Origin of the sequence: Streptomyces sp. NPDC088354 (assembly GCF_044753585.1) — a bacterium.
Lineage (GTDB): Bacteria > Actinomycetota > Actinomycetes > Streptomycetales > Streptomycetaceae > Actinacidiphila.
This window is the reverse complement of sequence record NZ_JBIVNJ010000052.1, coordinates 1-24,271: the sequence shown is the minus strand read 5'-3', so window position 1 is coordinate 24,271 and position 24,271 is coordinate 1. Positions and strand designations below refer to the sequence as shown.

At 69.6% G+C, this 24,271-nt stretch carries 20 protein-coding genes and 1 pseudogene; 7 read left to right on the top strand and 14 right to left on the bottom strand.

From position 1 onward, the window contains the following. Complete coding sequence (locus ACIP98_RS38115; protein ID WP_401980915.1) at positions 1–2,763, top strand: bifunctional YncE family protein/alkaline phosphatase family protein; 2,763 nt, start codon at positions 1–3, stop codon at positions 2,761–2,763. 132 nt (positions 2,764–2,895) lie between these two features. On the opposite strand, the gene ACIP98_RS38110 is transcribed toward ACIP98_RS38115, so the two are convergent. The 6 genes from ACIP98_RS38110 to ACIP98_RS38085 form a co-directional block, all read right to left on the bottom strand. Continuing rightward, complete coding sequence (locus ACIP98_RS38110; protein ID WP_401980912.1) at positions 2,896–3,540, bottom strand: ThuA domain-containing protein; 645 nt, start codon at positions 3,538–3,540, stop codon at positions 2,896–2,898. Next, positions 3,537–4,517 (bottom strand): aldo/keto reductase, encoded by a 981-nt coding sequence (locus tag ACIP98_RS38105; RefSeq protein WP_319664126.1) that lies wholly within the window; start codon positions 4,515–4,517, stop codon positions 3,537–3,539. Before ACIP98_RS38105 ends, ACIP98_RS38110 begins: the two co-directional genes overlap by 4 nt. Further along, entirely contained in the window at positions 4,517–5,407 is an 891-nt protein-coding gene (locus tag ACIP98_RS38100) for a carbohydrate ABC transporter permease (RefSeq protein ID WP_319664127.1), read from the bottom strand. Before ACIP98_RS38100 ends, ACIP98_RS38105 begins: the two co-directional genes overlap by 1 nt. Continuing rightward, the gene (locus tag ACIP98_RS38095) at positions 5,404–6,399 is read right to left on the bottom strand and encodes a sugar ABC transporter permease (protein WP_319664128.1); all 996 of its coding nucleotides are present in this window, start codon (positions 6,397–6,399) and stop codon (positions 5,404–5,406) included. The genes ACIP98_RS38100 and ACIP98_RS38095 overlap by 4 nt, the downstream gene beginning before the upstream one ends. 101 nt (positions 6,400–6,500) lie before the next feature. Beyond that, entirely contained in the window at positions 6,501–7,817 is a 1,317-nt protein-coding gene (locus ACIP98_RS38090) for an ABC transporter substrate-binding protein (RefSeq protein WP_401980908.1), read from the bottom strand. Positions 7,818–7,884: 67 nt separating this feature from the next. Further along, entirely contained in the window at positions 7,885–9,318 is a 1,434-nt protein-coding gene (locus ACIP98_RS38085; RefSeq protein ID WP_401980906.1) for an aldehyde dehydrogenase family protein, read from the bottom strand. Between the two features lie 400 nt (positions 9,319–9,718). Between ACIP98_RS38085 and ACIP98_RS38080 the strand changes: the two genes are divergently transcribed. The 3 genes from ACIP98_RS38080 to ACIP98_RS38070 all read left to right on the top strand — a co-directional run bounded on the left by ACIP98_RS38080 (position 9,719) and on the right by ACIP98_RS38070 (position 12,946). Beyond that, positions 9,719–10,843, top strand: a complete 1,125-nt coding sequence (locus ACIP98_RS38080; protein ID WP_401980937.1) for a Gfo/Idh/MocA family protein — start codon at positions 9,719–9,721, stop codon at positions 10,841–10,843. Between the two features lie 277 nt (positions 10,844–11,120). Further along, the gene (locus tag ACIP98_RS38075) at positions 11,121–12,164 is read left to right on the top strand and encodes a LacI family DNA-binding transcriptional regulator (RefSeq protein WP_319664132.1); all 1,044 of its coding nucleotides are present in this window, start codon (positions 11,121–11,123) and stop codon (positions 12,162–12,164) included. Between the two features lie 362 nt (positions 12,165–12,526). Continuing rightward, the gene (locus tag ACIP98_RS38070) at positions 12,527–12,946 is read left to right on the top strand and encodes a CoA-binding protein (RefSeq protein WP_401980904.1); all 420 of its coding nucleotides are present in this window, start codon (positions 12,527–12,529) and stop codon (positions 12,944–12,946) included. 96 nt (positions 12,947–13,042) lie between these two features. On the opposite strand, the gene ACIP98_RS38065 is transcribed toward ACIP98_RS38070, so the two are convergent. Then, positions 13,043–13,915 carry a hypothetical protein gene (locus tag ACIP98_RS38065; RefSeq protein ID WP_401980902.1) on the bottom strand — a complete coding sequence of 291 codons (873 nt, stop codon included), beginning with the start codon at positions 13,913–13,915 and terminating at the stop codon, positions 13,043–13,045. 85 nt (positions 13,916–14,000) lie between these two features. Here ACIP98_RS38065 and ACIP98_RS38060 point away from each other — a divergent pair, with 85 nt between their 5' ends. Beyond that, complete coding sequence (locus ACIP98_RS38060; protein ID WP_401980900.1) at positions 14,001–14,384, top strand: hypothetical protein; 384 nt, start codon at positions 14,001–14,003, stop codon at positions 14,382–14,384. A 16-nt stretch (positions 14,385–14,400) separates the two neighbouring features. Here the strand turns inward: ACIP98_RS38060 and ACIP98_RS38055 are convergent. Continuing rightward, positions 14,401–15,032: pseudogene (locus ACIP98_RS38055) on the bottom strand (transposase); the annotation flags it as partial. 328 nt (positions 15,033–15,360) lie between these two features. Between ACIP98_RS38055 and ACIP98_RS38050 the strand changes: the two are divergent. Next, on the top strand, positions 15,361–16,749 hold the full coding sequence (locus ACIP98_RS38050; RefSeq protein WP_401980899.1) for a tetratricopeptide repeat protein: 1,389 nt from the start codon (positions 15,361–15,363) through the stop codon (positions 16,747–16,749). Between the two features lie 17 nt (positions 16,750–16,766). On the opposite strand, the gene ACIP98_RS38045 is transcribed toward ACIP98_RS38050, so the two are convergent. The 4 genes from ACIP98_RS38045 to ACIP98_RS38030 all read right to left on the bottom strand — a co-directional run bounded on the left by ACIP98_RS38045 (position 16,767) and on the right by ACIP98_RS38030 (position 21,714). Next, positions 16,767–17,656 (bottom strand): IS5 family transposase gene (locus ACIP98_RS38045; RefSeq protein ID WP_401980897.1). Its coding sequence is split into 2 segments (ribosomal slippage): positions 16,767–17,308 and positions 17,308–17,656, totalling 891 coding nucleotides; the frame shifts between segments, so codons are not numbered across the junction. A gap of 94 nt (positions 17,657–17,750) precedes the next feature. Continuing rightward, positions 17,751–20,042, bottom strand: coding sequence for a PQQ-binding-like beta-propeller repeat protein (locus tag ACIP98_RS38040; RefSeq protein WP_401980895.1), 2,292 nt, complete (start codon positions 20,040–20,042; stop codon positions 17,751–17,753). A gap of 207 nt (positions 20,043–20,249) precedes the next feature. Further along, positions 20,250–20,639 carry a hypothetical protein gene (locus ACIP98_RS38035; protein WP_401980893.1) on the bottom strand — a complete coding sequence of 130 codons (390 nt, stop codon included), beginning with the start codon at positions 20,637–20,639 and terminating at the stop codon, positions 20,250–20,252. Between the two features lie 565 nt (positions 20,640–21,204). Further along, positions 21,205–21,714 (bottom strand): DUF302 domain-containing protein, encoded by a 510-nt coding sequence (locus ACIP98_RS38030; protein WP_319664139.1) that lies wholly within the window; start codon positions 21,712–21,714, stop codon positions 21,205–21,207. 574 nt (positions 21,715–22,288) lie between these two features. Between ACIP98_RS38030 and ACIP98_RS38025 the strand changes: the two genes are divergently transcribed. Continuing rightward, on the top strand, positions 22,289–22,588 hold the full coding sequence (locus ACIP98_RS38025) for a muconolactone Delta-isomerase family protein (RefSeq protein ID WP_401980891.1): 300 nt from the start codon (positions 22,289–22,291) through the stop codon (positions 22,586–22,588). Between the two features lie 74 nt (positions 22,589–22,662). On the opposite strand, the gene ACIP98_RS38020 is transcribed toward ACIP98_RS38025, so the two are convergent. Further along, the gene (locus tag ACIP98_RS38020) at positions 22,663–23,430 is read right to left on the bottom strand and encodes a transposase (RefSeq protein WP_401980935.1); all 768 of its coding nucleotides are present in this window, start codon (positions 23,428–23,430) and stop codon (positions 22,663–22,665) included. A gap of 44 nt (positions 23,431–23,474) precedes the next feature. Further along, positions 23,475–24,098 (bottom strand): hypothetical protein, encoded by a 624-nt coding sequence (locus ACIP98_RS38015; RefSeq protein ID WP_401980889.1) that lies wholly within the window; start codon positions 24,096–24,098, stop codon positions 23,475–23,477. Positions 24,099–24,271: the final 173 nt, after the last annotated feature.

Below are 24,271 nucleotides of genomic sequence, written 5' to 3'. Positions count from 1 at the left end.
ATGCAGGTCACACGTCGTCGCACGCCGGCCGGCAGGGCCGGCTCCGGCCTCCTCGGCCGCCACTTGGGCAGCCGCAGGAGCCTGACGCTGGCAGCCGCGACCGCTGTCGTCCTCGCGACCGGAACGGGCATCGGATTCGCCCAGACCACCCAGTTCGGCCACGACCAGGTGGGCCAGAGCACCCATCGCGGGCAGGTCGTCTCCAGCGACCAGTACATCGACCCCTACGGCGAGCGGCTCGTCATCGACAATGGCAAGATCATGTCGTCCTCGGTCAGCCCGGACGGCAGCCACCTCGCGGCCTCGCTCACCGACGGCGGCATGGCGCTCGCCGTCGTGGACCTGAAGAACTGGAAGGTTCAGCAGCTCGTCGGCAACTCCGCGACGGCGGACCTGCGCATCAGCGGCAACGACGTGGGCCAGGAAGGCCCCACGTACTCGCCCGACGGTTCGCAGCTGTGGCTGGGCCAGACCGACGGCTACACCAAGTTCACGGTGAATCCCGACGGCAGCCTCGCCGACCCGGTGTCCATCAAGATCCCCGCGGACGGGTCCAAGCACGCGCTGGTGGCCCAGCCCGTCTTCTCCGCCGACGGCTCCACCGTGTACGCCGCAGTCAACGGACAGAACCGCGTCGTCGCCATCGACACGGCGACCGGCACCGTCGAGCAGAGCTGGGCCGTCGGCAACGCCCCGCGCGGCATGGTCCAGGTCGGCGGCAAGCTCTACGTCAGCAACGAGGGCGGGCGGCCGGCGAGGCCCGGCGAGACCACCATCAACTCGTACGGAACCCAGGTGCCGGCCGACCCCGTGACCGGTGCCACCACCACGGGCACGGTCAGCGTCATCGACCTGGCGAACCCGGCCGCCGCCGTCGGGAGCATCGACGTCGGTCTGCACCCGACCGCGCTGTACGCCAGGAACGGGGCGCTGTTCGTCACGGACACCGCCACCAACGACGTGTCGGTCATCGACACCCGCAAGAACAAGGTCGTCCAGACCATCGCCACCCAGCCGTGGCCCGAGGCGTCCGTGGGCTACGAGCCCAACGCGGTGACGCTCACCGACGACGGCCACCTGCTGGTGACGCTGGGCCGTGCCGACGCGGTCGCCGTCTACCGGTACACGTCCCCGCAGGAGCCCGTCAGTTACGTCGGTCTGCTCCCGACGGACTACTTCCCCTCCGAGATCGCCACCGTCGGCAACCAGGTGGTCGTCTCCAACACCCGCGGCATCGACGCCCGCCGCCCCACCAACAGCGCCGGGCACGGCACCCACGACACCACCTCGAGCGTGCAGCGGTTCACGCTCCCGAGCGACCACGTCATCAAGTCCGAGACGGCGAAGGTCTTCCAGCAGAACGGCTGGACGAAGGACTCGGTCAAACTGGCAAAGGCCAAGGGCAAGGGCCCGAAGCCCGTTCCGGTCCCGGAGAAGCTCGGCGACCCCTCGACGATCAAGCACGTCTTCCTGATCGTCAAGGAGAACCGCACCTACGACCAGCTCTTCGGCGACATCCCGCAGGGCAACGGCGACGCGTCCCTGGCCGAGTTCGGCGAGAACGTGACGCCGAACCAGCACGCGCTGGCCCGCCAGTTCGGCCTGTACGACAACACCTACGACATCGGCACGAACTCCGCCGAGGGTCACAACTGGCTGATGCAGGCCGACAACCCGGAGTACACCGAGTCCTCGGCCGGTGAGTACGCCCGCAGCTACGACACCGAGGACGACGCTCTCGGCCACCAGCGGACCGGCTTCCTGTGGACCGGCGCGCAGGCCGCGGGCCAGACCGTGCGGGACTTCGGCGAGTTCCACCAGTTCCTGGCCAAGCCCTCGGGCGCGAGCTGGCAGAACCTGTACTGCGACACCAAGAACATGCAGGCCACCGGGCAGGACACGGCCTACAACCTGACGTCGTCCTCCCCGATCCCGTCGCTCAACAGCGTCTCGGTCCCCGGCTTCGCGAAGTTCGACACCAGCGTCCCGGACGTCTACCGTGCCGAGATCTGGAAGCGTGACTTCGAGCAGAACGGTCCGGCGAACCTGAACATGTTCTGGCTCTCCAGCGACCACACCGGCGGGCCCGCCGGCCCCGCCGCCCAGGTCGCGGACAACGACCTCGCCGTCGGCCGCATGGTCGACGAGATCTCGCACAGCGCGTACTGGAAGGACTCCGCGATCTTCGTGGTCGAGGACGACTCCCAGGCCGGGCTCGACCACGTCGACGGCCACCGTGCCCCGATCCAGATCATCAGCCCCTGGGCGGAGCACGGCGCTGTCGACAGCCACTACTACTCGCAGATCACGCTGATCCGGACCATCGAGCAGATCCTCGGGATCCACCCGATGAACCAGAAGGACAGCGCCGCCACTCCCATGTCCAAGGCGTTCACAAAGAAGGCGGACTACACGCCGTTCACCGCGCTGCCCAACCGGACCGCGCTGACCGACGGCCTGAAGACGGCGCCCGCCTGCGGTCTGGACACTCCGGCGCCGCAGAACCCCCACGCGGCGCCCGTGCCGTCGGAGAAGGTTCCCGCGGCCGAGCGGGCGGTCGCCGCTCAGTGGGAGGCCTGGCGGTCCAAGCAGCGGCTCACCGGGCCGAACGCCAAGCCGGACTTCGCCAATCCCGCGCAGATGAACCACTTCACGTGGTACCAGACGCACGCGTGGACGAAGCCGTACCCCGGTGAGGACAAGATCTTCGCTCCGGGCGACGTGCCCGGCGCCTACATCCCGTCGGCGGAGACCGACGACTGACGCACGTCTCCGATTCCCGCCCCGCGAACGGTTCTCCGGCGTCACGCCAGGGCCTGAGAACCGTTCGCCGCGGCCGGTCATGACGTCCCTGGCGCCGTGCCGGCCGCAGGGCGGCACGGCGTTCCGCGCGACTCAGCCCTCGTCGAGCAGCCAGCGCACCTCGCGGCGCAGCAGTTCGCGGCGGGTGGCGGACGCGTACGACTCGACGCCGTGCCCGAGCGCGTCGTAGACGGTCCGCTGCCGGCCCTCCGACCGGGCGAGCACCAGCGGGTGGTCGCGGCCGTCGAGGGGGTGCGCCAGGAGTACGTCCGCCGGCCGCAGCAGCTCCAGGTGGCTGTAGAGCTCGTCGTGGACCGTGACCTCGTCGAGGCCGGCGAGCACGGTCCCGGCCGCCGGGGTGAGCCGCTGCCGGCCGATGGGCGGATGCATCGACACACCCTCCGCCCAGCGCACCCCGAGGCGCCGCGCCCACGCCGGCACCGCCCCGAAGGTGTTCGCCGCGGCGTGGACGCCCAGAACCGGGCGGTCGGAGGCCAGGTGGTCGAGGAGGACCGCCGAGGGTTCGGTCCCCGGTCCGGGCGGCGACGCCAGCCCGCTGTTGACGATCAAGAGGTCGGCGTGGGTCAGGCCCGCGCGGTCGCACCGGCCGGTGCTCTCCACCGTGCAGGTCCAGCCGGCGTCCTCCAGGCAGTCCGCGATGGCCTGCGATGTCGCCGTGAAGTCGTGCCAGGGGTCGTCGACCTCGGTCACGCCGGAGAGGATGACGATGCGGCTCACGGGATGCTCCAGGGGTGTGGCGCGGGCAGGGCGGGAACGGGGACGTCCGGGGGCACCAGGCCTTCCTCGCGCAGCCGCCCCCACAGTCCCGGCGGGATCTCGGTGGTCGCCCAGTCGAGGTTCTCACGCAGTTGGCCCTGCGAGGCGGGGCCGGTGAGGACACAGCCCACCGCCGGGTGTCCCAGCGGGAACTGGAGAGCGGCGGCTGCGCTCGGCACCCCGTACGCGCGGCAGATCCGCGCGATCCGCGCCACCGTGTGCCGGATCTCCTCGGTCACCGGCCGGTAGCGGAACTGCGGCTGGGCCACTCCCTCGATCAGCCCGCCGTGCATGGCCTGGGCCGCGATGACCGTGACCCCCCGGCGCTCGGCCTCGGGCAGCAGTTCGAGGCGGGCCTGCGAGTCCAGCAGGGTGTAGACGCCGGCCGCCAGCACCACGTCGATGTCGGTCTCCCGGATGAACCGGGCCAGCATGGGTGCCTGGACCATGCCGACCCCCACCGCGCCGATCACCCCCTCGTCCCGCAGCCGCGCGAGGGCGGGCCACGCGCCGTCCAGGGCCTGTTCCCAGTGGTGGTCGGGATCGTGGATGAAGACCATGTCCACCCGGTCGACGCCCAGCCGCCGCAGACTCTCGTCGAGGGAGGTGAGGACCCCGTCGTGGCTGAAGTCGTAGATCCACCCCGCCCCGGTGCGCGCGGTGTCCGGGTGCCCGGGCCGCACCAGCCGGCCGACCTTGGTGCTCAGCACGTACGAGTCCCGCGGCCGTCCCCGCAGCATCCATCCCAGAAGCAGTTCCGAGCGCCCGTCGCCGTACATCGGCGCCGTGTCGTAGTAGCGGAAGCCGCTGTCCCACGCCGCGGCCAGGCAGTCCATGGCCTGACCGGCCGGAACGGGCGGCTGCGCGATGGCCGCCGCCCCGAAGCCCAGCCGGGGCAGCGCCGCCACCACCGGTCGCCGGCCGGCACCGTGCCGCATCAGGCCTTCACTCCCCCGGACAGCAGGTCGACCCGCCAGTAGCGCTGCAACGAGAGGAACAGCAGGGCCAGCGGAATGATCGACAACAGTACGCCGATGACGACGATGGAGTACTGCGCGGCCTGGCCGCCGGTGATGATCAGCAGTCCGTACAGCCCCTCGGTCAGCGGGTAGAGGCGGTCGGTGTTGAGCATGACGAAGGGCAGCAGGAAGTTGTTCCAGATGGCGATGAACTGCAGGAGGAACACGGTCACGAGGGCCGGGGCCATGAGACGGGTGCCGATGGACCGGAAGATGCGCCACTCCGATCCCCCGTCCACGCGGGCCGCCTCCAGGATGTCGTCGCTGACCGAGGCCTCCGAATAGATCTTGCACAGGTAGATGGCGAACGGACTGACCAGCTGCGGGAGGATGACCGCAGCGTAGTTGTTGGTCAGCCCGACCTTCGCCAGCATCAGGAACTGCGGGATGGCCAGCATGATCTGCGGAAGCAGCACCGCGGCCACGATGATCCGGAACGTCCAGACGCTGCCGCGGAAGCGGTACTTGCCCAGGGCGTACCCGGCGCAGCCGCAGATGATCGTCGACAGCGCGGCGCCGCCGAAGGCGTAGATCACGGAGTTGAGCGCCCAGCGCGCGAAGATGCCGTCGTTGTACGTGAACAGCGCCTCGATGTTGGAGACGAAGCCGCCGTGGAACGAGGGGGTGAACGGCGCCGTGGAGAACAGCTCGTCGTTGGTCTTGGTGGACGCGATCACGATCCACAGCACGGGCAGCACGCAGTACAGGGCGCCGAGGGCCAGGATGATCGTGGGCATTAGATTGACGCGGCCGGAGGGCGTCCGCCGGCGCGCGGCCGCCGAGGCGGGCCCGGTGATGACGGCGGTCATCGCTCACTCCTTCGGGAGATCCTGCGCAGGATCAGGTTGGCGACCGCGGTGGCCGTGACGGTCATGACGATGAGCAGGAACGAGGTGGCCGCTCCCCGGTGGATGTCGTTGTTGACGAAGGCGTCGGTGTAGACGCGCATCAGAGGCACCCAGGTCGAGCTGATCGCGTTCGCGACGGGTTTCAGGGTGGTCGGTTCGTTGAACAGCTGCAGCGCGCCGATCAGGGAGAACACCGTCACCAGGGTCATGGTCGGCGCGAGCAGCGGCAGTTTGATGCGCAGCGCGATCTGCAGCTCGCTCGCTCCGTCGATCTCGGCGGCTTCGAACAGTTCGCGCGGCAGGGAGCGCAGCGTGGTGTAGAGCACCACCATGTTGAAGCCGAGCACGCCCCACACCGCCACGTTGGCGACCGAGAAGAACACCTGACCGGAACCGAAGTAGTCGATGTGGTCACCGCCGATCGGGCTGGTCGCCGGCAGGTACATGAAGCCCCACAGCAGCGAGGCGATGACACCCGGGACGGCGTACGGCAGGAAGATGGCCAGTCGCGCGACGCCGACCAGCCGCGCCCGCTTCGCGTCGAGGCAGAGGGCGAACAGGGTGGCGAAGAAGATCGTGGCGGGCACGCCGATGCCCGCGACCAGCAGCATCCGCAGGATGCTGTGCCAGAACTCGGAGTCCGCGAGGGTGGCCCGGTAGTTCTCCAAGCCGGCGAAGACGTCCTTCGGGTCCTCGTTGCCGAGCAGGCCCCCGCCGATCTGCGGCTTGAGGAAGCTGAGCCAGAGGGCGTAGGCACCGGGGGCGACGGTGAACAGCAGGAACAGCAGCACCGCGGGGGCGAGCAGGAACTGCGGCAGGAACGTGCGCCGTCGCCGCCCGGGCCGGGACCGCGACGTCGGGACGAGGCCACCGGGGAACCGGCGGGGACCCGCGCCCGGGGGCGGTGTGCCGGGCCCGGGGCGTGGCCCCGCCTGCTCCTCGATGGCACTCATGAGCCCTTCTTCCCCTCGTGTCGGTGGATGGGTGCGGGTGGGTGGGTGCGGCCCGGTGGGTGCGCGGAGGCGAGTGGGTGCGCGGGCGGACGGTGGCCGGGTCAGCCGGTGACGGCGAAGCCGCGTTGCTTCATGTCGTCGACCGTCGCCCGCTGGATCTGGGGGAGCGCCGCGGACAGCGGCGTCTTGTTCTGCAGCGCGGCGGCGAAGGCGTTGGAGTAGCTGTCGAAGGTGACGTTGGCGTTCGGGCCCCAGATCTGGAACGTCCGCGCGTTGCCCGCCTGCTGGGCCATCAGTGTGTTGTAGTCCGGCTGGTTGGACATGAACGTCGGCGGCGTCTTGAGGGCGTCCAGCTGCTGGTTCGCCTTCGAGGCGGGGAACGCGGCGACCTTCTCGATGAGGATCTTCGCGCCGCCGGCCGAGGAGTTCATCCACTTGACGAACTTCGCGGCCTCCGCGGGGTGCTTGGAGTTGGCGGTCACCGCCTCGGTCTCACCGCCCCAGATGCCGACGGTCCGGTCACCCGGGGTCCAGGCGGGCAGCGGGGCCGCGACCCACTTGCCCGCGGTGTCCTTGGCGATTCCGGGCAACTGGTTGGGCGCCCACTGCGCGCTGACCCAGCCGACCAGGGTGCCGTTGTTCATGTCGGTGTTCCACTGCGGGGACCAGTTCGGCTCCGGGCTGACCAGTCCCTTCTGGACCAGACCGCCCCAGTAGTCGGCGACCTTCCTGGTGGGCGCGTCGTCGATGGCGACCGTCCACTTGCTGCCCGAGGCCGTCCACCAGTCGGCCCCCGCCTGCTGGGCTAGGCCCGCGAACCAGCCCGCGTCGGCAGCGGTGAAGTTGCCGATGAACTGCTTGGGGTTGTGCTGGTGGATGGTCTCGGCGGCGGCCGCGTACTCGTCCCACGTGGTCGGCGCCTTGAGGCCGAGCCGGTCGAAGACGTCCTTGCGGTAAAAGAAGATCATTGGGCAGATGTTCTGGGGAACGCCGTAGGTCTTGCCGTCGAACTGGACCTGGGCGAGGGATGCCTTGTCGAAGTCGCCCGACAGGTCGCCGACGTAGTCGTCGATCGGCACCACCACCTTGTTCGCGATCAGGGCGGGCAGCGCCTGGTACTCGACCTCGGTGATGTCCGGGTTCGTGCCGGCCCGGTTGTTCGTGATCAGCTTGTTGTACAGGGTGTAGCCCGTGCCGGACGGCTTGCTGAGTTTCACCTGCACGTCCGGGTTCAGCCGGTTCCACTCGTCGACCACGTCCTGCATGCCGCCGTCCCAGTTGACGTAGGTCAACGTGACGGGCCCTTTGCTCTTCCCGCCGGACGAGTCCTTCGACGAGCCGCAGGCCGCCAGGGTGGTCACGGCCGTGGTGGCGACCAGGCCGAGGATTGCCGCTCTCTTGAGATAGCCCCCGAGCACTTCGTTCTCCTTTGACGGTGTGGTTGCCGGGCCCGGTGTCCTGCTGCCGGGGTGCCCCGGATCGGGGTCAACTCCCCTGGGCCCAGGCCGGATAGGACACCGGAGCCGTCTGCAGGCCGACCCACTGCCGGCGGGTGAACGCGGCGAGCTGTCCTTCGCCACCGTGACGGGCGTAGCCGTCGTTGACGTGCACCTCGTTGCAGGTGACCCGTTCGGCGAAGGCGAGGCCGCGCAGCGGGTCGCCGGTGAAGACCGAGTTCATCAGGGTCCGGTGGCGGTTGACGAGCTCCAGGGCCTCGGCCTCGGAGTCCACCACGGTGATGGGCATGACGGGGCCGAAGGTCTCCTCGCGGAAGACGGGCATCTGCGGTGTGACGTCGGTCAGCACGGTCGGCTGGTAGAACTGCCCGTCGTAGGTGCCGCCCACGGCGACCTTCGCCCCTGCCGCGATGGACGGCTCGACGAGGCCGTCGTGGAAACGGGCCCGCTGGACGGCGCTGATCACCGGGCCGAGGTCGACCTCGTCGCGCAGCGGGTCGCCGACGCGGAGTTTGCGCACCCGCTCCACGACGGCTTCGGTGAAGGCGTCGGCCACCTCCCGGTGCACCAGGTGCCGCCCGGCGCTGATGCACGTCTGCCCCTGGTACCACAGCGACGACCAGACCGCGCAACTCGCCGCCTGGTCGATGTCCGCGTCGTCGAGGACGACGAAGGCGTTGTCCCCGCCGAGTTCGGTCACGACCGGCTTGCCGGCCCGGACGGCGAAGTCCGTGATCTCACGGCCGACGTCGAACGATCCGGTGAAGTGGATGAGGTCCAGCCCGGGGTGCCGGTAGAGCGCACTGCCGGTGCCCGGCCCGTCCCCCGGCAGCACGGCGAACACGCCCTCCGGTATCCCGGCGGCGCGGGCCGCCTCGGCGAGCACCTGGCCGCCGGCGATCGGGGTGAGCTCGGCGGGCTTGAGCACGACCGCGTTCCCGTAGGCCAGCCCTGGTGCCAGAGCCCGCATCGCCAGGCTCATCGGATAGTTCCACGGGACGATCAGGCCGATGACGCCCAGCGGCACCGCGCGCGACAGGGAGATCTTGCCGCCCTTGTACGGGGGAAGGATCGAGCCGGCGTTCTCGGTGAGCTGGGTGGCGGAGTTGAGCAGCTGGTTGACGGACTGCTCCAGCTCCTCCTCGGCCTTCTCGGCCATGGCGCCCGTCTCCCGGATGATGAGCTCGATCAGCTCGTCGTGGCGGCGGCCCAGCTCGGCGGCGAAGGCCCGGAGCACGGCGCACCGGGTGTTGGCGTCGATGTCCGCCCAGGCGGGCTGGGCCCGCCCGGCCGCGGCGACCGCACGGTCGACCTGCGCCGGGGACGCGTTCCCGTAGCGGCCGAACGCCGCTCCGGACCCCTTGTCGAGGACGGGCAGCCAGTCGGACGCGGGAGGTTCGAACCGGCCGTCGATGAACACCTCGGCGGTGTAGTCCACCGCCGCGGTCTGCGCATGACTCATCGGAGCACCCCTGTACGTATGCTGCGTTCGTGGGTCCGGTGTTGCGTTGTGTTCGCGGGTCGGGAATGCGCTTTCCGGCGAAAGTAGGAGCCCTCTTCGGCCAGTGTCAAGGGCCGGATCGGGATCCGCCGAACCGGTGGGGAACGAATGGAACAAGGCGCCATGAAAGCCGCCTTCTTGGTGCGCTGGGCGAGGTCGGTCGGGGGAGCGCGCGCTCGGCTCCCGCCCGACCGCACCCCTGGAGCATCGCCGATAGCCCTCGACGGGGGCGATGCCGGCCGGTCCGGAGCGGGCTCCCTTGACTGCCGAAACACCGGAAACCTACGGTGGGAATACGCATTCCAACCCTCGCGGAGGCACAGTGGCATCGACATCCGCCTCGGACACTCTGCACATCGCCATGAACGGCGTGACGGGCCGTATGGGTTATCGGCAGCACCTCGCCCGCTCCATTCTCGAGATCCGGGAGCAGGGCGGCGTCTTGCTGCCCGACGGCAGGCGCCTGCAGGTGGAGCCGGTCCTCGTCGGACGCGACGAGAGGCGGCTGCGCGAGATCGCCCGGCGCCACATGGTGCGGCGATGGAGCACCGACCTGACGGAGGTGCTCAAGGACCCCTCCGTCGACGTCTACTTCGACGCACAGGTGACCACGGCCCGCCCGGCGGCCCTGCGCGCCGCGATCGCGGCGGGCAAGCACGTCTTCGTGGAGAAACCCGTCGCCCCGACGCTCGACGAGGCGGTCGAACTGGCCGCGCTGGCCCGGGACTCCGGCCTCGTGGCCGGCGTGGTGCACGACAAGCTCTACCTGCCCGGCCTGCTCAAATTGCGCCGGCTGATCGACGAGGGCTTCTTCGGGCGCGTCCTTTCGTTGCGCGGCGAGTTCGGGTACTGGGTCTTCGAGGGCGACGTGCAGGTCCCCCAGCGCCCCTCGTGGAACTACCGCAGCCAGGACGGCGGCGGCGTGACCGTCGACATGTACTGCCACTGGAGCTACGTCCTGGAGAACCTGCTGGGGCCCGTCCGGGCGGTCACCGCCAGGACCGCCACGCACATCCCGGTCCGCTGGGACGAGCAGGGCAGGGAGTACCAGGCCACCGCCGACGACGCGGTGTACGGCATCTTCGAGATCGACGGCGGCGTCATCGCGCAGATCAACTCGTCGTGGGCGGTGCGTGTGCACCGCGACGAGCTCGTCGAGTTCCAGGTCGACGGCACCCACGGTTCGGCCGTGGCGGGTCTGCGCGGGTGCGTGGCCCAGCATCGCTCGCACACCCCCAGGCCGGTGTGGAACCCGGACCTCCCGGTCACCGAACCGTTCCGCGACCAGTGGCTCGACGTGCCGGCCAACGCCGAACAGGACAACGGGTTCAAGGTGCAGTGGGAAGAGTTCCTGCGCGACGTGGCGGCCGGCCGCCCGCACCGCCACGACCTGCTCTCCGCGGCGCGGGGCGTGCAGCTCGCGGAACTGGCCCTGCGCTCGTCCGACGAGGGCCGCCGGATGCAGGTCCCGGAGGTCACCCTGTGACCACGGACCGGGCTTCTGCTGGGACACCGCGCGGGAGGCGGCCGGCGGCCGGCCGGCCCACGTGGCGGGCTCCCGACCCCACGCACCGGATCGCCCGGACCGGCGCCCTGCTGTCGCAGGGCATGATGGGTGACGGCCACACAGCCCTCGCCGGCGTCGGCCGGTGGACGACCGCGTCCCGGAAGACCCGGAGCACCGACCAGTAGCGGCAGGACACGGACGGTCGGGGCGCCACCTCGACGGACGACTGCGACAACCGACATGAAAAGGTGAACGCGTGGCAGGGGTGACCCTCACCGACGTAGCCATCCGCGCGGGCGTCTCCCAGGCGACGGCCTCCCGGGTGCTCAACGGCTCCAGCCGCCGGCCCTCCCCGGCGGTCGTCGAGGCGGTCCGCCAGGCGGCGGAGGAGCTCGGCTACGTCTCCAACGCCCAGGCACGGGCCCTGGCGGGTGCCCAGACGGGCCTGGTCGGGCTGGTCGTCCACGACATCGCCGACCCGTACTTCTCGACCATCGCCTCGGGAGTGCAGGTCGAGGCCGCGCAGCGCGACCGCCAGGTACTGCTCGCGACCACGTTGCGCAGCACGGAGCAGGAGAACCGGGTGGTCGAGGCGTTCCTCAGCCACCGCACCGACGCCATCATCCTGGTCGGGTCGCGGCTGCACACCGACGACGGCCGGCGCGACCAGCAGCGGCTGACGGACCTGCTCGAACGCTACCGGGGCCTGGGCGGGAAGGTCGCCGTCATCGGCCAGCCGCTGCCCGGCACGCACACCATCGCTCCCGAGAACCGCGCCGGGGCGGCGGCACTGGCCAAGGCCCTCGTGGAACAGGGATCCAGGGACTTCGTCGTGCTGGCCGGCCCGCAGAAGCTCGCGACGGCCGTCGAACGCACCAACGGCTTCGTCCGGGAGCTGCGTCGTGCGGGCCGCAAACCGCTGGCGGTGGTGCCGGGCGAGTTCACCAGGGACGGGGGTTACGAGGCGGCGCAACAGGTCATCGCCTCGATCCGCCCGGAACGCCGATGGGGGGCCTGCGTCTTCGCGGTCAACGACGTGATGGCGCTGGGCGCGATGGCCGCCTTCCGTGCCGCCGGTCTGCGGACCCCGCGCGACGTCCTGGTCGCCGGCTTCGACGACATTCCGACGCTGCGTGACCACGACCCCGGTCTGTCCACCGTCGGGCTGCCGCTGCACGAGATGGGCCGGCGCGCGATCGAGATGGCCCTGGCCCCGGATGCCCGGGAGCAGTCGGTCACCCGGGTGGCCGGCCGGGTGATCCTGCGGGCGAGCACGAAGCCCCCGCGGCAGCGCGGCTGAGCGGCGGTTCCGTACGGCCGGGTGCCGGGACCGCGCGGCGGGGGAGGTGATGCCTGGCGCAGGGCCGGGCGTGACGCGCGGCGGGGCCCTTCGCCGCATGCGGAGGGCGTCCGCGTCGCTTCCGGCGTCGGAGAACGCCTGCGGGTGGCGCGCCGCGTCAACCGCGCGCTAGACAGGGCGGCTTCACCCGTGTCCCCGGGGTTCCTCCCGGACGACGCCGAGTGCCGGATCGTCCGGGCAGTATTGCATACAGTATCCGAGACTGGCTAAGGTCTGTCATGCGGCCGGCTGAAGCTCCCCCATGACCCTGCAAGTCGGCGGCAACCGGTGCTGAACTCACCTCCTCAAGGGCGGAGCCAGGCATGACGACTTACGGCGACGACACCACCATGCGGCAGATCCTCACCATCTCGGGCGACATCTGGGCCGTGGTGGGACTGTCCGACAACCCCGAACGAGCCGCCTACCGAGTGGCCGAGAAGCTGCGGCGCATCGGCAAGAGGATCGTCCCCGTCCATCCAAGGGCCGAGACCGTGCACGGCGAGCGGGGTTACGCCTCGCTCGGGGAGATCCCCTTCCCGGTGGATGTGGTGGACGTGTTCGTCAACTCCGCCCTCGCCGGGAGTATCGCGGACGAGGCGGTGGCCATCGGCGCGAAGGCGGTCTGGTTCCAACTGGACGTCGTCGACGAGGCCGCCTACGACAGGACGCGCGAGGCAGGTCTCCTCATGGTCATGGACCGCTCCCCCGGACGGGAGATATCGCGGCTGGGCTTGGGCTGACGCCCTCTCGCCCGCGTCGCGCCCGGCGTCCACGGGTGGCGCCGCGTTCCGGAGCGGCCGGGGCAGCGCATGCGTCGCCGGTCCGGTGAGCCGGTATCAGGCGCGCGGGTGGAGCGCGATGGTCCACGTGTGGACGGTGTGCTGCGTGGGACTCCTGTCCGGGTGGGGCTCGGCGATGACCGCGGTGATGTGGTCGCCGTCGCGGCGCAGCGCTCCGATGCGGCCCGGGGGCCGGCCGGGGGCGGCGGGCAGCAGTTCGGCGAGCACCGTGCCGTTCAGCCGGCGGTCGACCGCGCGCAGGACGCCGCCGTCGAGGACCAGCATGGTGCCGTCGTCCAGGACCAGGGGCCGAGGGGCCTGGGGGTCGGTGAGGTGCGGGCCGCGTTCGATGACGCCGCCGGGCAGCAACCGGACGACCCGGCTGCGGGTCGGGTGGGCGCGGTCGGCCTCGACGACGCGGACGCCGGTGCCGACGACGTAGTGGCCGTAGCTGCGCCAGGAATCCACCATGTCGCCGTCGCGGTCGTGCTCCCAGGTGTCGAAGAACGAGTAACCCTCCAGGCCGAGCAGGAAGCGACCGCCGCGGAGTGCCGCGCCGCGCTCCCCGCGCAGTTCGGCGATGAGGGTACCGTCCGCGAGGTCGAGCAGCAGGGCCGGCCCGAGGAGCCCCCAGGGGGTGTATTCGAGGGAGTCCGTGGTGACCAGGACCCGCCCGCCCGAGATGTGGGCGGCGTTGGGACGGCCTGAGAAGCGGTGCGTCCAGCGGGTGCGGCCCGAGGCGTCGGCGCAGCTGATCTCCCCGACCGCGCCATGGACGCGCAAATCGTCCCGCCGCGCGAGCGGCTCGCCTTCTGAACGGGCGCGCTCGTACGGCGGGTGGCCGATAGCTTGTTCGTGGTTCAGCACGATGGCCCGCCAGGGCGCGGAGATCGCCCCCTCGGTGCCGCCGCTCTCCTCGGGACGTGGCATGGCCGCGATACTAGTGCCGCATCAGGCAACCTTCGCCCCGGTCCTGCCGGTCGAGTGCGGATCGTGGGGCACGTAGTCTCGCGGGATGCACTCCCATCTGAGCTTCGAGAACCCTCCCGCGTCGCCCCACGAGGCCGTGATCGAGACGTTGGAGCGGGCGCTGCGTGACCGCTCGCACGAGTTTGAGGCGGCGAGCGTCCTGGTCGGGGCTGCGTTGAACGACGACGACGCGGATTTCGTCGAGCACTGGTGCCTGCAGGTCGGAACACGGGCCGTTCCGGGAAGTCCCCTTCTCGGGTTGGCCGGCCTGTGCCTGGGACACACCGCACGACGCTTCGGGCGTCTCGGTGATGAGGCTCTTGCTCTGGTGAAGTCGCTGGCGTCGCGAGCCGAGGCCGACCCGACTGACGTGGACGGTCGAGCTCTCGACGGCTACGACGACGTCCGGAGCTTCCTGCATCTGTGGTGAGGTTCGCGGCTGCCGATCAGGCGGCGTTCGCCCTGCTCACGATGGCCTTGAGGCGCTTGTCCGCGGCGTGTTTGTTCCGCCAGATGATGTATCGGCGGATCATGCTGCCCTGGGCGTTGTGGCTCGGATGGTCGGTGCCGTCGAGGGCGAAGTAGCGCAAGGCGGTGAACTGGGCCTCGATCCGATTGAGCCAGGAGCTGTTGGTCGGGGTGTAGGCGATCTCCACGTTGTTCGCCGCGGCCCAGGTCCCGACCCGCTGGCACCGCTTCGTGGTCAGGTGGGGAGAGTAGTTGTCGCAGACGATCGCGATGCGGATGTCCGTCGGATGTAGCGAGCGCAGGTAACGGCAGAACTCCAGGAACTTCGAGCGGTTCTTCGTCTTCTTTATGTGCCCGTAGAGCTGGTCTTTGCCCAGGTCGTAGGCGCGAACAGGTGCCTCACCCCATGCGGGCGGGTATAGGTCGCCCGGCGGCGCTGCCTTGGTTCACGATCCGGGTCCTTGTGTCTGCCCCCGCGTTCGGCCCACTGGCGGCCGGGGTGGGGTTGCAGGTTGAGCGGCCCGAACTCGTCGAGGCAGAACACGACATCGGGTCCACCCGGCTCGGGCAGGATCTCGCCGTCGGCGATGGCGTAGAGGTGCTCGACGGAGCCAGCCCGATTCGCGGCCAGCGTACGGGCCCCGATCTCTCGCCCCATGGCAGCTCCAGCCGAGCGGGGCGGAGACAGCAGCGTGGGCGCGGCCGGACGTCGACCGCGCGCCTGGCGGAGCGTGAGCGACGCCGGGTGTCTTGATGAAGTAGAGACTCTTACCGCACAGGGATCCCGTGAGCCCAACTGGTTGATGGGGCTGAGAGCTTGCGGCCGAACACGAAACTCCTGGGCCCGCCGATTCACAAAGGGCCAGCTCGGACCCGTGTTCGGAAGGCAGGACAACCTCAGAGGCTTGTTGTCAGTGGTCGCCCGTACGCTCAGGCCCGTGGACATTGATGATCTTGAGTGGCAGTCGCGGACACTTGGCGGAATATTTCCCCGCCTGGCCACCATGCTGGTGGAGCGGGGGGAGGTGGAGCTACTGGTCCAGGCATCGGGGCAGGGGGAATGGTTCTGCGCCCAGGCTGCGGCTCGCGAGCTGTCCCGGGCCGGCGAGGTCGAGCGGGCCCTGAACGTGTTGGAGCCGTTTATCGAGGTTGGGTGGAATGGGGCGCGCTGGGAGAGGGCCGAGGTCCTGTTCGAGGCTGGGATGGTGCAGCAGGCACTGGACGCCGTCCGCCCGGACGAGGAAGGCCTCGCCTCGGAGTGGGTGTGCTACGACTTCGCGAAACTGCTGGTTAAGGCCGGGAGGTTGGACGAGGCGATCACCGTACTCACGCCGCATCTGGACAGGGAGTGGATCCTGTCTGCCCTCGTCAAGCTGACAGAAAGTCAGGGTCGTGACGAGCAGGTCCTGGAGCTGATCGCGCCACGAGCTCAGCGGGCCCGCAGCGCCCGCGGCGAGGAACGATGGAGTTTGCGCCCCAGCAACGCGCAAGACCTCCAGGCTCAGGTCCTGGAGCGTGCGGGCCGGGTAGACCAGGCCGTGCGGATACTTGAGGCAGACATCGCAGCCGGGCACTTCGTGGTCCAGAACACATTGATCGCCTACGCCGAGCTTCTGTGGCGCCACGGGCGCCTGGAGGAACTGCGCGTGCTGGGCACCGGGAAGCGCGCGAGTGACACACTCGCGTACTACGCGCGGGCGCTCGAAGACGACGGGCAGACAGATGAGGCCGAGGCCGTGCTGCGGCGTTTCATCGCGGCCGCCGAGTATCCGGACCGGTTCCGCTGGCCTTTGATCGAACTGCTGGGTCGGCAAGGCCGGCTCGAGGAAGCCGTCGAGGTGGGTCGCCCGACGTTCGAACACCACGACGCCTGCCTCTTCGAAAGCGTCATCCACCTGCTCCATGAAGCCGGACGGCTGGACGACGCCCTGGCGCTCCTCGACGAGCGCAGTGCCGAGTTCGTCGAGGAGCACCTGTCCTGGCTCAGCTCGAACCGGATCTGGCTGCTGGGCGAGGCCGGCCGGTACGAGGAGGCCCTCGCCTACGCTGAGACCCTGCCGCCGGACATGTACGGTCTGACGGCCCGCAAGGCATGGATCCTGGAAGACATGGGGCGCCTTGAGGAGGCTCTCGCCCTGCTGCGGGCGGACGCCGAACTACTGCCGTCGGAAGTGGCCGAACTGCTCATCCGGCATGGCCGCGCTGCCGAAGCCATCGCCGGAATGCCTACCCTGGCCCAACAACACGCGGCCAGTCGGCGGCGGGACGCGCCCATTCAGGCCGACCGTGGCCCCAATGACCCTCCCCTCGGGACGAGCGGCCTCTAGGCCGTGTCTGACAAAGATCATTGTGGAGTCTCGCGTAGCCACAAGATGATTGAGGCGAGGTGGAGTCCGGCGCGGTAGCGGCTGGCGAGTTTGTCGAACCGGGTGGCGACCGCCCGGAACTGCTTGAGCCGGTTGAAGCAGCGCTCTACGACGTTGCGTCCTTTGTACGCGTCGGCGTCGAAGGCCGGCGGACGGCCTCCGCGGGAGCCGCGCCGGAGTCGGTTGGCGACCTGATCGGCGCGTTCGGGGATGGTCATGGCGATGCCGTGCCGCCGGCACCAGGCACGGATCGCCCTCGACGAATACGCCTTGTCCGCCACCACGCGCGCCGGGCGGGTGCGCGGCCGACCCCGCCCGGCGGGGGGGATGCGGATGTCGTCCATCACCGCAATGAACGCCGTGGAGTCGTGGGCGTTGCCTGCGGTAAGCACGACCGACAAGGGCAGGCCGCATCCGTCGACCGCGAGGTGGACCTTTGTGGTCAGTCCGCCTCGGGACCGGCCGAGCGCCTGCCGCGACGCCGAGCGTTGCGGATCCGCCAGTTCGTCCCCGTCTGTGTCCCCTTTTTAAGGGCGCCGGCGGCGTGTTGGTGGGCACGGTTGATCGTGGAGTCGACCGACACGGTCCACTGCACCGTGCCGATAGCGTCGTCGCGGACCTGGACGTGTTCCAGCAACCGGGCCCAGGTCCCGTCCGTTTCCCAGCGCACGAACCGCTCGTCGACGGTCTGCCAGGGCCCGTACCGTTCGGGCAGGTCCCGCCACGGGGCACCCGTACGCAACCGCCATAGCACTCCGTTGACCACCTGCCGGTGATCCCGCCACGGCCGCCCACGGCCATCCACCTGCGGCAACAGCGGAGCTATCCGCTCCCACGCCGCATCCGTCAACTCACCACGACCCACCACAAGATCAATTATCAGACACGGCCCAGTGCCGCATCGGGCACGCCGTGGGCACCCCGCGGCCGCGGATGCGAGACGGGGGCACCCCACCCCGAGGTCACACGTGTATCGCCCACACCGTGCCGCCGGCGTCGAGAACGACGACCGAGTCGCCGCTCGCGCCGGGCTCGCTCACCGCCGTGCCGTCGAACTCGCCTGTCCAGAGCGTGCGGCCGTTCTCCGCTCCGACGATCCGCACGCTGGTCCAGTGCCGGAACACGCGTGCCTGCTCCTTCCGGGAGAGCAGGGCGTACGTACCGGCGGGCTGCACCCACCGGGTATCGGCGTGCCACCGTTGCCTGCCGTCGTCGGCGGCCAGGCACACCAGTCCCGATCCCGTGGACAGGACGAACCCGCCCGCCACGCTCGTTGTCGCCCGCGCCTCCAGGCCGACCTCCTCGTACGTGCTGCCGTACGTCCACGCCTGCTCGCCGGTGAGTCCGTCCAGTGCGGTCGGTTTCCGGCGGGACCCCGCGGCCAGCGGAAGGAACACCGTGGTGCCCGACACCAGCTCGTCGAGCGGTTGCAGGGCCCCGACGACGAAGGGGTCGGGTTCGGTCGTCTGGAACGGACTCCGCCACATCACCTCACCCGTGTCCGCCTTGCGGCAGACGAGTTCGACGGGGACCGCCTTGCCGGCCTCGTAGCAGAGCAGGCCCTCACCCAGGGACTGCGCCGAGTCGCCCAGCGGTTCGAAGCCCGAGCGCGTCCACAGTTTCTTGCCCGTCCTGCCGAGCAGCGCGGTTCCGTCGCCGCAGACGATGAGGTCGCCGGCCAGGAGCGACGTGGCGCCATAGGGGGAGCTCACATCGGCCGCCCATCGCTCGTCGCCGGTGCGCGGATCGATTCCCGTGACGTACCCGTCCCTTCCGATGATCAGCAGGCCGCTGGGCCGGTGCACGTCCAATCCCATCGCGCCGTAGGAGACGGACCTCCCCCACCGGCGCTCGCCGGTTGCCGCGTCGAAGGCCTGCACGAGTCCGCCTTTGTCAGCGGGGTCCTCGGTCAGGGCGAGCACCGTGCCGCCGACGACCGTGAAGCGTGCTTCCCGGGCCCAGGCCGCGTCGAGGGACAACTTCCACAGAGGCTTTCCCGTGGCAAGGTCGAAGGTGTGGAGCGCGGCGGTCTTCTTGTAGTAGTGACCGGCTCCCACATGGCACCGGCCGTCGGCAACGACGACGTCCGGACCGTCGGAGTTGTAGACGTCGACATCGGCGATGCTCTGCGACCAGGCGACCGGGTCCCTCGTGGGGTCGCCGAACAAGTACACCGCCGCCGCACCTGCGGCGACCACGCCCGCGGCGGCGCCCGCACCGCTGCGGAGCAGGCTGCGCCGGCTCACGCCCGATCCGGCCGGTGGCTCGGCGGGCGCCCGCACGGTGGCCACCGCCGCGGGATCGCCGGGCAGGGAGGCAGCCGAAGGCGGCGAACTCGCCGCGGACGCCCCGCTGTCGGCGACGGTGGGGGTGTGACGACGAGTCGCGGGGACGGCCTGCCGCGCGGCACCGACGCGGCGCAGTTCCCCGGCGAGCACAGCGGCCGATGCGTACCGCTCGCGCGGGTCCTTGGCCAGCAGCCGACCGACCAGGCGGTCCCACGGTGCGGAGACGCCGGGGGCGATGCTGCTCGGGGCGGGGGCCGGATCGTGCAGGTGCGCCGTGACGTACCCGAGGGAGTCCGGAGCGTCGAACGGCAGTCGACCGGTGAGCAGTTCGAACAGCACGCACCCGAGGGAGTACAGGTCGCTGCGCTGCTCGGGGCGCCCGCGTGCCTGCTCCGGTGCCATGTACGCGGCCGTGCCCACCACGAATCCGGTGTGCGTCAGCCGGTCACCGGTGGCCGAGGCGTCGGCGGCGCGGGCGATCCCGAAGTCGAGCACCTTCAGGCTGCGACCGGAGGCCGCGACGAACAGGTTCGCCGGCTTGATGTCGCGGTGCAGGATGCCGGCGGCATGCGCCTCCCCCAGCGCGTCGCACACCTGCGCCCCCCAGTGCGCCACGTCCTCCTCGGCGACAGGTCCGCGCCGGACCACGGCGTCCAGGCCCTCGCCACGGAGCAGTTCCATCACCAGGAACGGCGTCGTGCCCTGCCCGGTCGGCGCCTCACCGAGGTCGTGGACGGTGACGATGTGGGGATGCTGAAGCGCCGCGGTGATCCGTGCCTCCCGCAGAAACCGGGCGCGCGCCTCGTCGGCCCGGCTGCCGCCGCCCGCGAGGACCGAGATCACCTTGACCGCGACCGGCCGCCGGAGAGTCGCGTCGTGGCCCTCCCACACCTCCCCCATCCCGCCGCTCCCCAGCGGGCGTACGAGGCGGTAGCGGTCAGCGAGTATCAGATCCCGGTCGTCCACGGCCCCAAGTCCCCCGGCTGTCAGCGGTCTTCCCTCGGCAGCGTTGATCGTAGACCGTGCCCCCCGATCGCGCGGGACCCGGTCTCACCAGGCCGGCACGGCTGACGCGGGACCGGACCGTCCGGATCCGCCGCCGGCCCGCAGTGGCCTGGGGCACTGCCTATGACCAATTCCAAGGGATGCCTGCGGAGGGTGCGGGGTGGGCGGTCAGGCGTCGGGGTCGACTTCGGGGTGCGTGAACCGCACGGGCTTGCCCAGCGAGCGGGCGTAGGCGATTTCGGCTCGGGTGCTGTCTCCGATGTAGCCGCCGACGACGAGCACCTCGTCGGCGAGCCGGATCTTCGCCCGGTGCAGATCGTCGAGTCGGACCTTCAGCGCCTCGGCCTCGACAGGATCGGACCAGAGTTCGTGCGGCGACTTCATGTCACAGCCCGGTTTGACGACCATCTTTCCGGCTGCGGTCTCCCGCAGATCGGCCTCGTTCATCTCGGTCATGAAGCGGGTGGAGCCGCAGATCACGACGATAGGCGGGAGACTCAACAGCTTCTTCGCGTCGGCGAGCTTCTCCTCGGGGGTGAGCAGTTGCGGGGATGACACTGGTTCCTCCTGGTGGTGTGGTCCAAGGGGTGCCTGCGGAGACGAGAACGAGGGCGCCCAAGATCGTTTCGTGACGAACGACGTGGACTCCCTCTTGAGCGCACTCTATGCGACGACCCACGACATGCTGAAGGAGCATCCCGACCTGGCGCCGTGGCGCCCGCCGGTCGGCATTACGCCCGGCCTGAGCACTGCCGGACCGCTCACCCTCGCCACGATGCAGGCCGTACTCGGCTGCACCTCCGAGGCCACATGGATCCACCATGCTCCCCCCCTGCCCCAGCAGCCCGGCCACGGCAGGCGGCTGCGCAAGGCCGCCGCTCAGATGCGAAGCGTCAACCGGATCCTGGCCACCACCACCTCGGTGTGGAGCGACGACGTCCGGGTCGTGGGACTCCACCCCGGTGGAATTGCGGCCGCTCCCGCGAAACCGTCAAACGCTGCAACCTGCGAGGTCGGGCTGGATGCGGCTCCTGCACCAGCCGCAGCCGCTTCTTCCGGGGCCTGCGCCTGCCACCCGGTCTGCCCTCAGGGCCTGCCATCCAGAAGGGGAAGCCGGGTCGCCTCAGGCGAAGTCCTGCTCCGCATCCACGCCGCACAGGCGCAGGAGTTCGATCACGTGCCGGTCGAGCTCTTCGCCGACCTCCGTCACTTCCGCGTTGCCCAGACTCCCGAACTCGTCACTGGGGCGATGCGTGGCGAAGACGGCATCGCCGTTCTCATCGCTCCACACCAGCATCCGCAGCGGCGCGTAAAGCAGGGCCCGGGGGTCGTGACGGAACATACGCTCGGCGATGACGTGGTTCCCGATCAAGTACTCCATGGACTTGGTGGAACCACCCGTGAGCTTCATGACCTGGGTACCGCTGATCCGCCCGTAGCGGATCAGATCATGAGGTGCGTTCACCGCCATGGCTTCACGGACATCGTCCCAGGTGCCGCCGGCTTCCTCGATGAGCTCGTACACCGTCGCATCGAGAGGCGGAGCCGCCTTCTCGAGGGCGGTGATGAATTCGGCGTAAGGAACACCCGTGTGGACCTCTACGCGCTTCACGACGTGGCTCTCGCTGGGCAAGTCGAACCCCCTCGCATGGGGTGGCGGTATTGCGAGCCTAGGCAGGGCGGTCGGAACCGGCAACTCGGCGTCCGCTCGGTCCGCGCGCGGGCCCGGCCGGCACCGCCGCAACCGCTCCCTCGACCGTCGTCAGAGCGAGCGTCCCCCTGGCCGCCGACACCGTTCTCCAGCCCGGGCCGGCTGACCACTACTGAATGTGAATGCGTGATGCCGGGCCTGCCGCTCGCTGGTGACGGGCCCAGCATGCAGCGATGAAGGGTCCATGCCCCGGCGCGCGTGCGTTAAGCCACCACGATGATCACCAGGCCCGTGCCTGTTTGCTGCGCACCCCAACCACAACCCGACCAGTCGGACGACCTCCGAACTTGTAACCACCCTGACTTCCTGACTCGCTACGGCTCCCAACCCGCTGTCCGCGCGCTCGCGCTTCCAATGTGCCGGTTGCGGTGGAGAGGAATAGCGTGGAGTTACCCAGTCGCTCGTGACGTGACGACGGAAAAGGTGCGTCGCATCTTCAACACGAGTGTGAGGACTGTGTGGAAAGGCCGATGCGGACGACGGCTCGGGGTGCGGCATGCTTTTCTACGTCCAGATGCGCTGGAACATCGAGGGTCGCATGAGCTTCGATGAAATGTGGGATTATCAAGTGAGAGAGCAAGAGGAGGTCGGCGGTAGGGTAAATGTCGTCCACATGTACAAAGTGGCTGGCCAGCGGCGCGTCATCGCCGTGATCGATGCGGAATCCGCAGATGAGCTGGATCGTATCTTCATGGCAACGCTCCCGCTGAGAGAATATCTCGACATCGAGATCATCTGGGCGCTACGCGAGTTCTCCGGCTTCGTCGAGGACTGCAAGCGACACTTCCGTGAATAGACACCCTAAGGGCTGTCCCGTAAATGATCTCTGGGCCGGTGTGGACGTGGCTGTTCGCTGTGTGGCCCGCTCGCCTATCCGGCGAGGTCGAGGTTGTGCAGGCGGGCGATGCCGAGCATGGCGTGGTGGACGCCGTCGCCTTTGAGGCGGCAATCGCGGGGGATCTTCCAGGTTTTCATGCGGGCGAAGGTGTGCTCGACGCGGGCGCGGACCTGTTTGTGGGACTTGTTGTGGGCCTGTTTCCAGTCGGGCAGTTCCTCGCCTTTGCGGCAGCGATGGGGCATCACGAGCCCGGTGCCTGGATAGCCGCCGTCGGCGATTGTCATGGTCTTGCCGACGGCAGCCTTCGCGCCGGACTCCTCCCACGCCTTGCAGTCGTTGCGGTTGCCCGGCAGGGGCCGGCCAACCACCACGACGAGGCGGGTGTCGGCGTCGATGACGACCTGGTGGTTCGTGGAGTACCTGTAGTTCTTCGACTGCGCGGCGATGGCGTGGTCGCGGGTGGGCACGAGGGTGCCGTCCACGATCAGCACAGCGTCCCGGGCGAACCGCTTGCGGGGCTGGAGCGCGAGCATCGGCCCGAGGTGGTCGATGATCCGGTGGGCTGCAGACTTCGAGACACCGAACAGCGGCGCGATCTGCCGCATCGTCAAGTTCGTCCGCCAGTACGCCGCGACCAGGAGCGCCCGGTCCGCCAGCGGAAGGCTCCACGGCCGGCCCTTGCAGACCCCGTCCGCACCCCCGCGCCGCAGCACGGTCACCAGCTTGCCGAAGGAACGCGGACTCAGCCCGGTGAACGGGGCTATCCAGGAAGGCTCCGACGCCGCAATCACACCAGCCATACCAAGATCGTCCCATTGGGTGACCAGCGGCTTTGGCCCGTCGTTTAGCTGCCGCTCAGCGGCGAGCCCCATGCGGGATCGTGTCGCGATCTTCTCGTCAAGCGGGTAAGCAGGTGCTCCGCTGTGTTGGAGGCGGTGTCTTGCGGTGCTCCAGCCGAAGTCAGGGCGGCGCTGAGCCTCGCCGGCGCTTCCTCCGGCACGTCCGGGTCGGCAAGGAGGGGAAGAACTAGCAGGAGACGGGCGGCCGTGTCCTCGACACCTTCGGCCGCGGGGGACGGGGTATCGGCGATGCGGACCAGTTCGTGCCACGTCAGCCCGGTCCCTGACAGGTCTCCTTCCCAACTGGCGATCTGCTGGGCGTAGCTCCGGCCTGGATGGGTGAAGAGGTAGTCGATGCCGTAATCGCCGACCAGGTTGCGGTAGATCACCACAGCTCCGGGACAGTCTGCAGCGGGTACGCGGAACACCGGCCAGCGTTCGGGATCGAAGAGGATCTCGGACAAGGCATCGGTATCGGCGCCGTCATCGCCGAACCACTCCGGAACAGGACGCGCAGCGCTTGACCCATCGCTGCACATCGCCAGGAGGTAGTTCGACCAGAAGCCCGGCCGAGCCAGTAGTGATTCACCCGCAACCAGCGGGCCGTCGTCGTATCCCTCGATCAGCACCCCTGGATCCTGTCACCAGCCACTGACACGGTTCGATCCAGGCTCGGTGCGGAGGCGCCGCCCAGTTACGGGACAGGACTTAGACCGACCGGCAATAGGTGGCCGCTGTGCGTCTGGGAGATGGTCTGGATGCGGCACGGGCACGGGCCTGCGTGATCATGGAGTTCTCTACG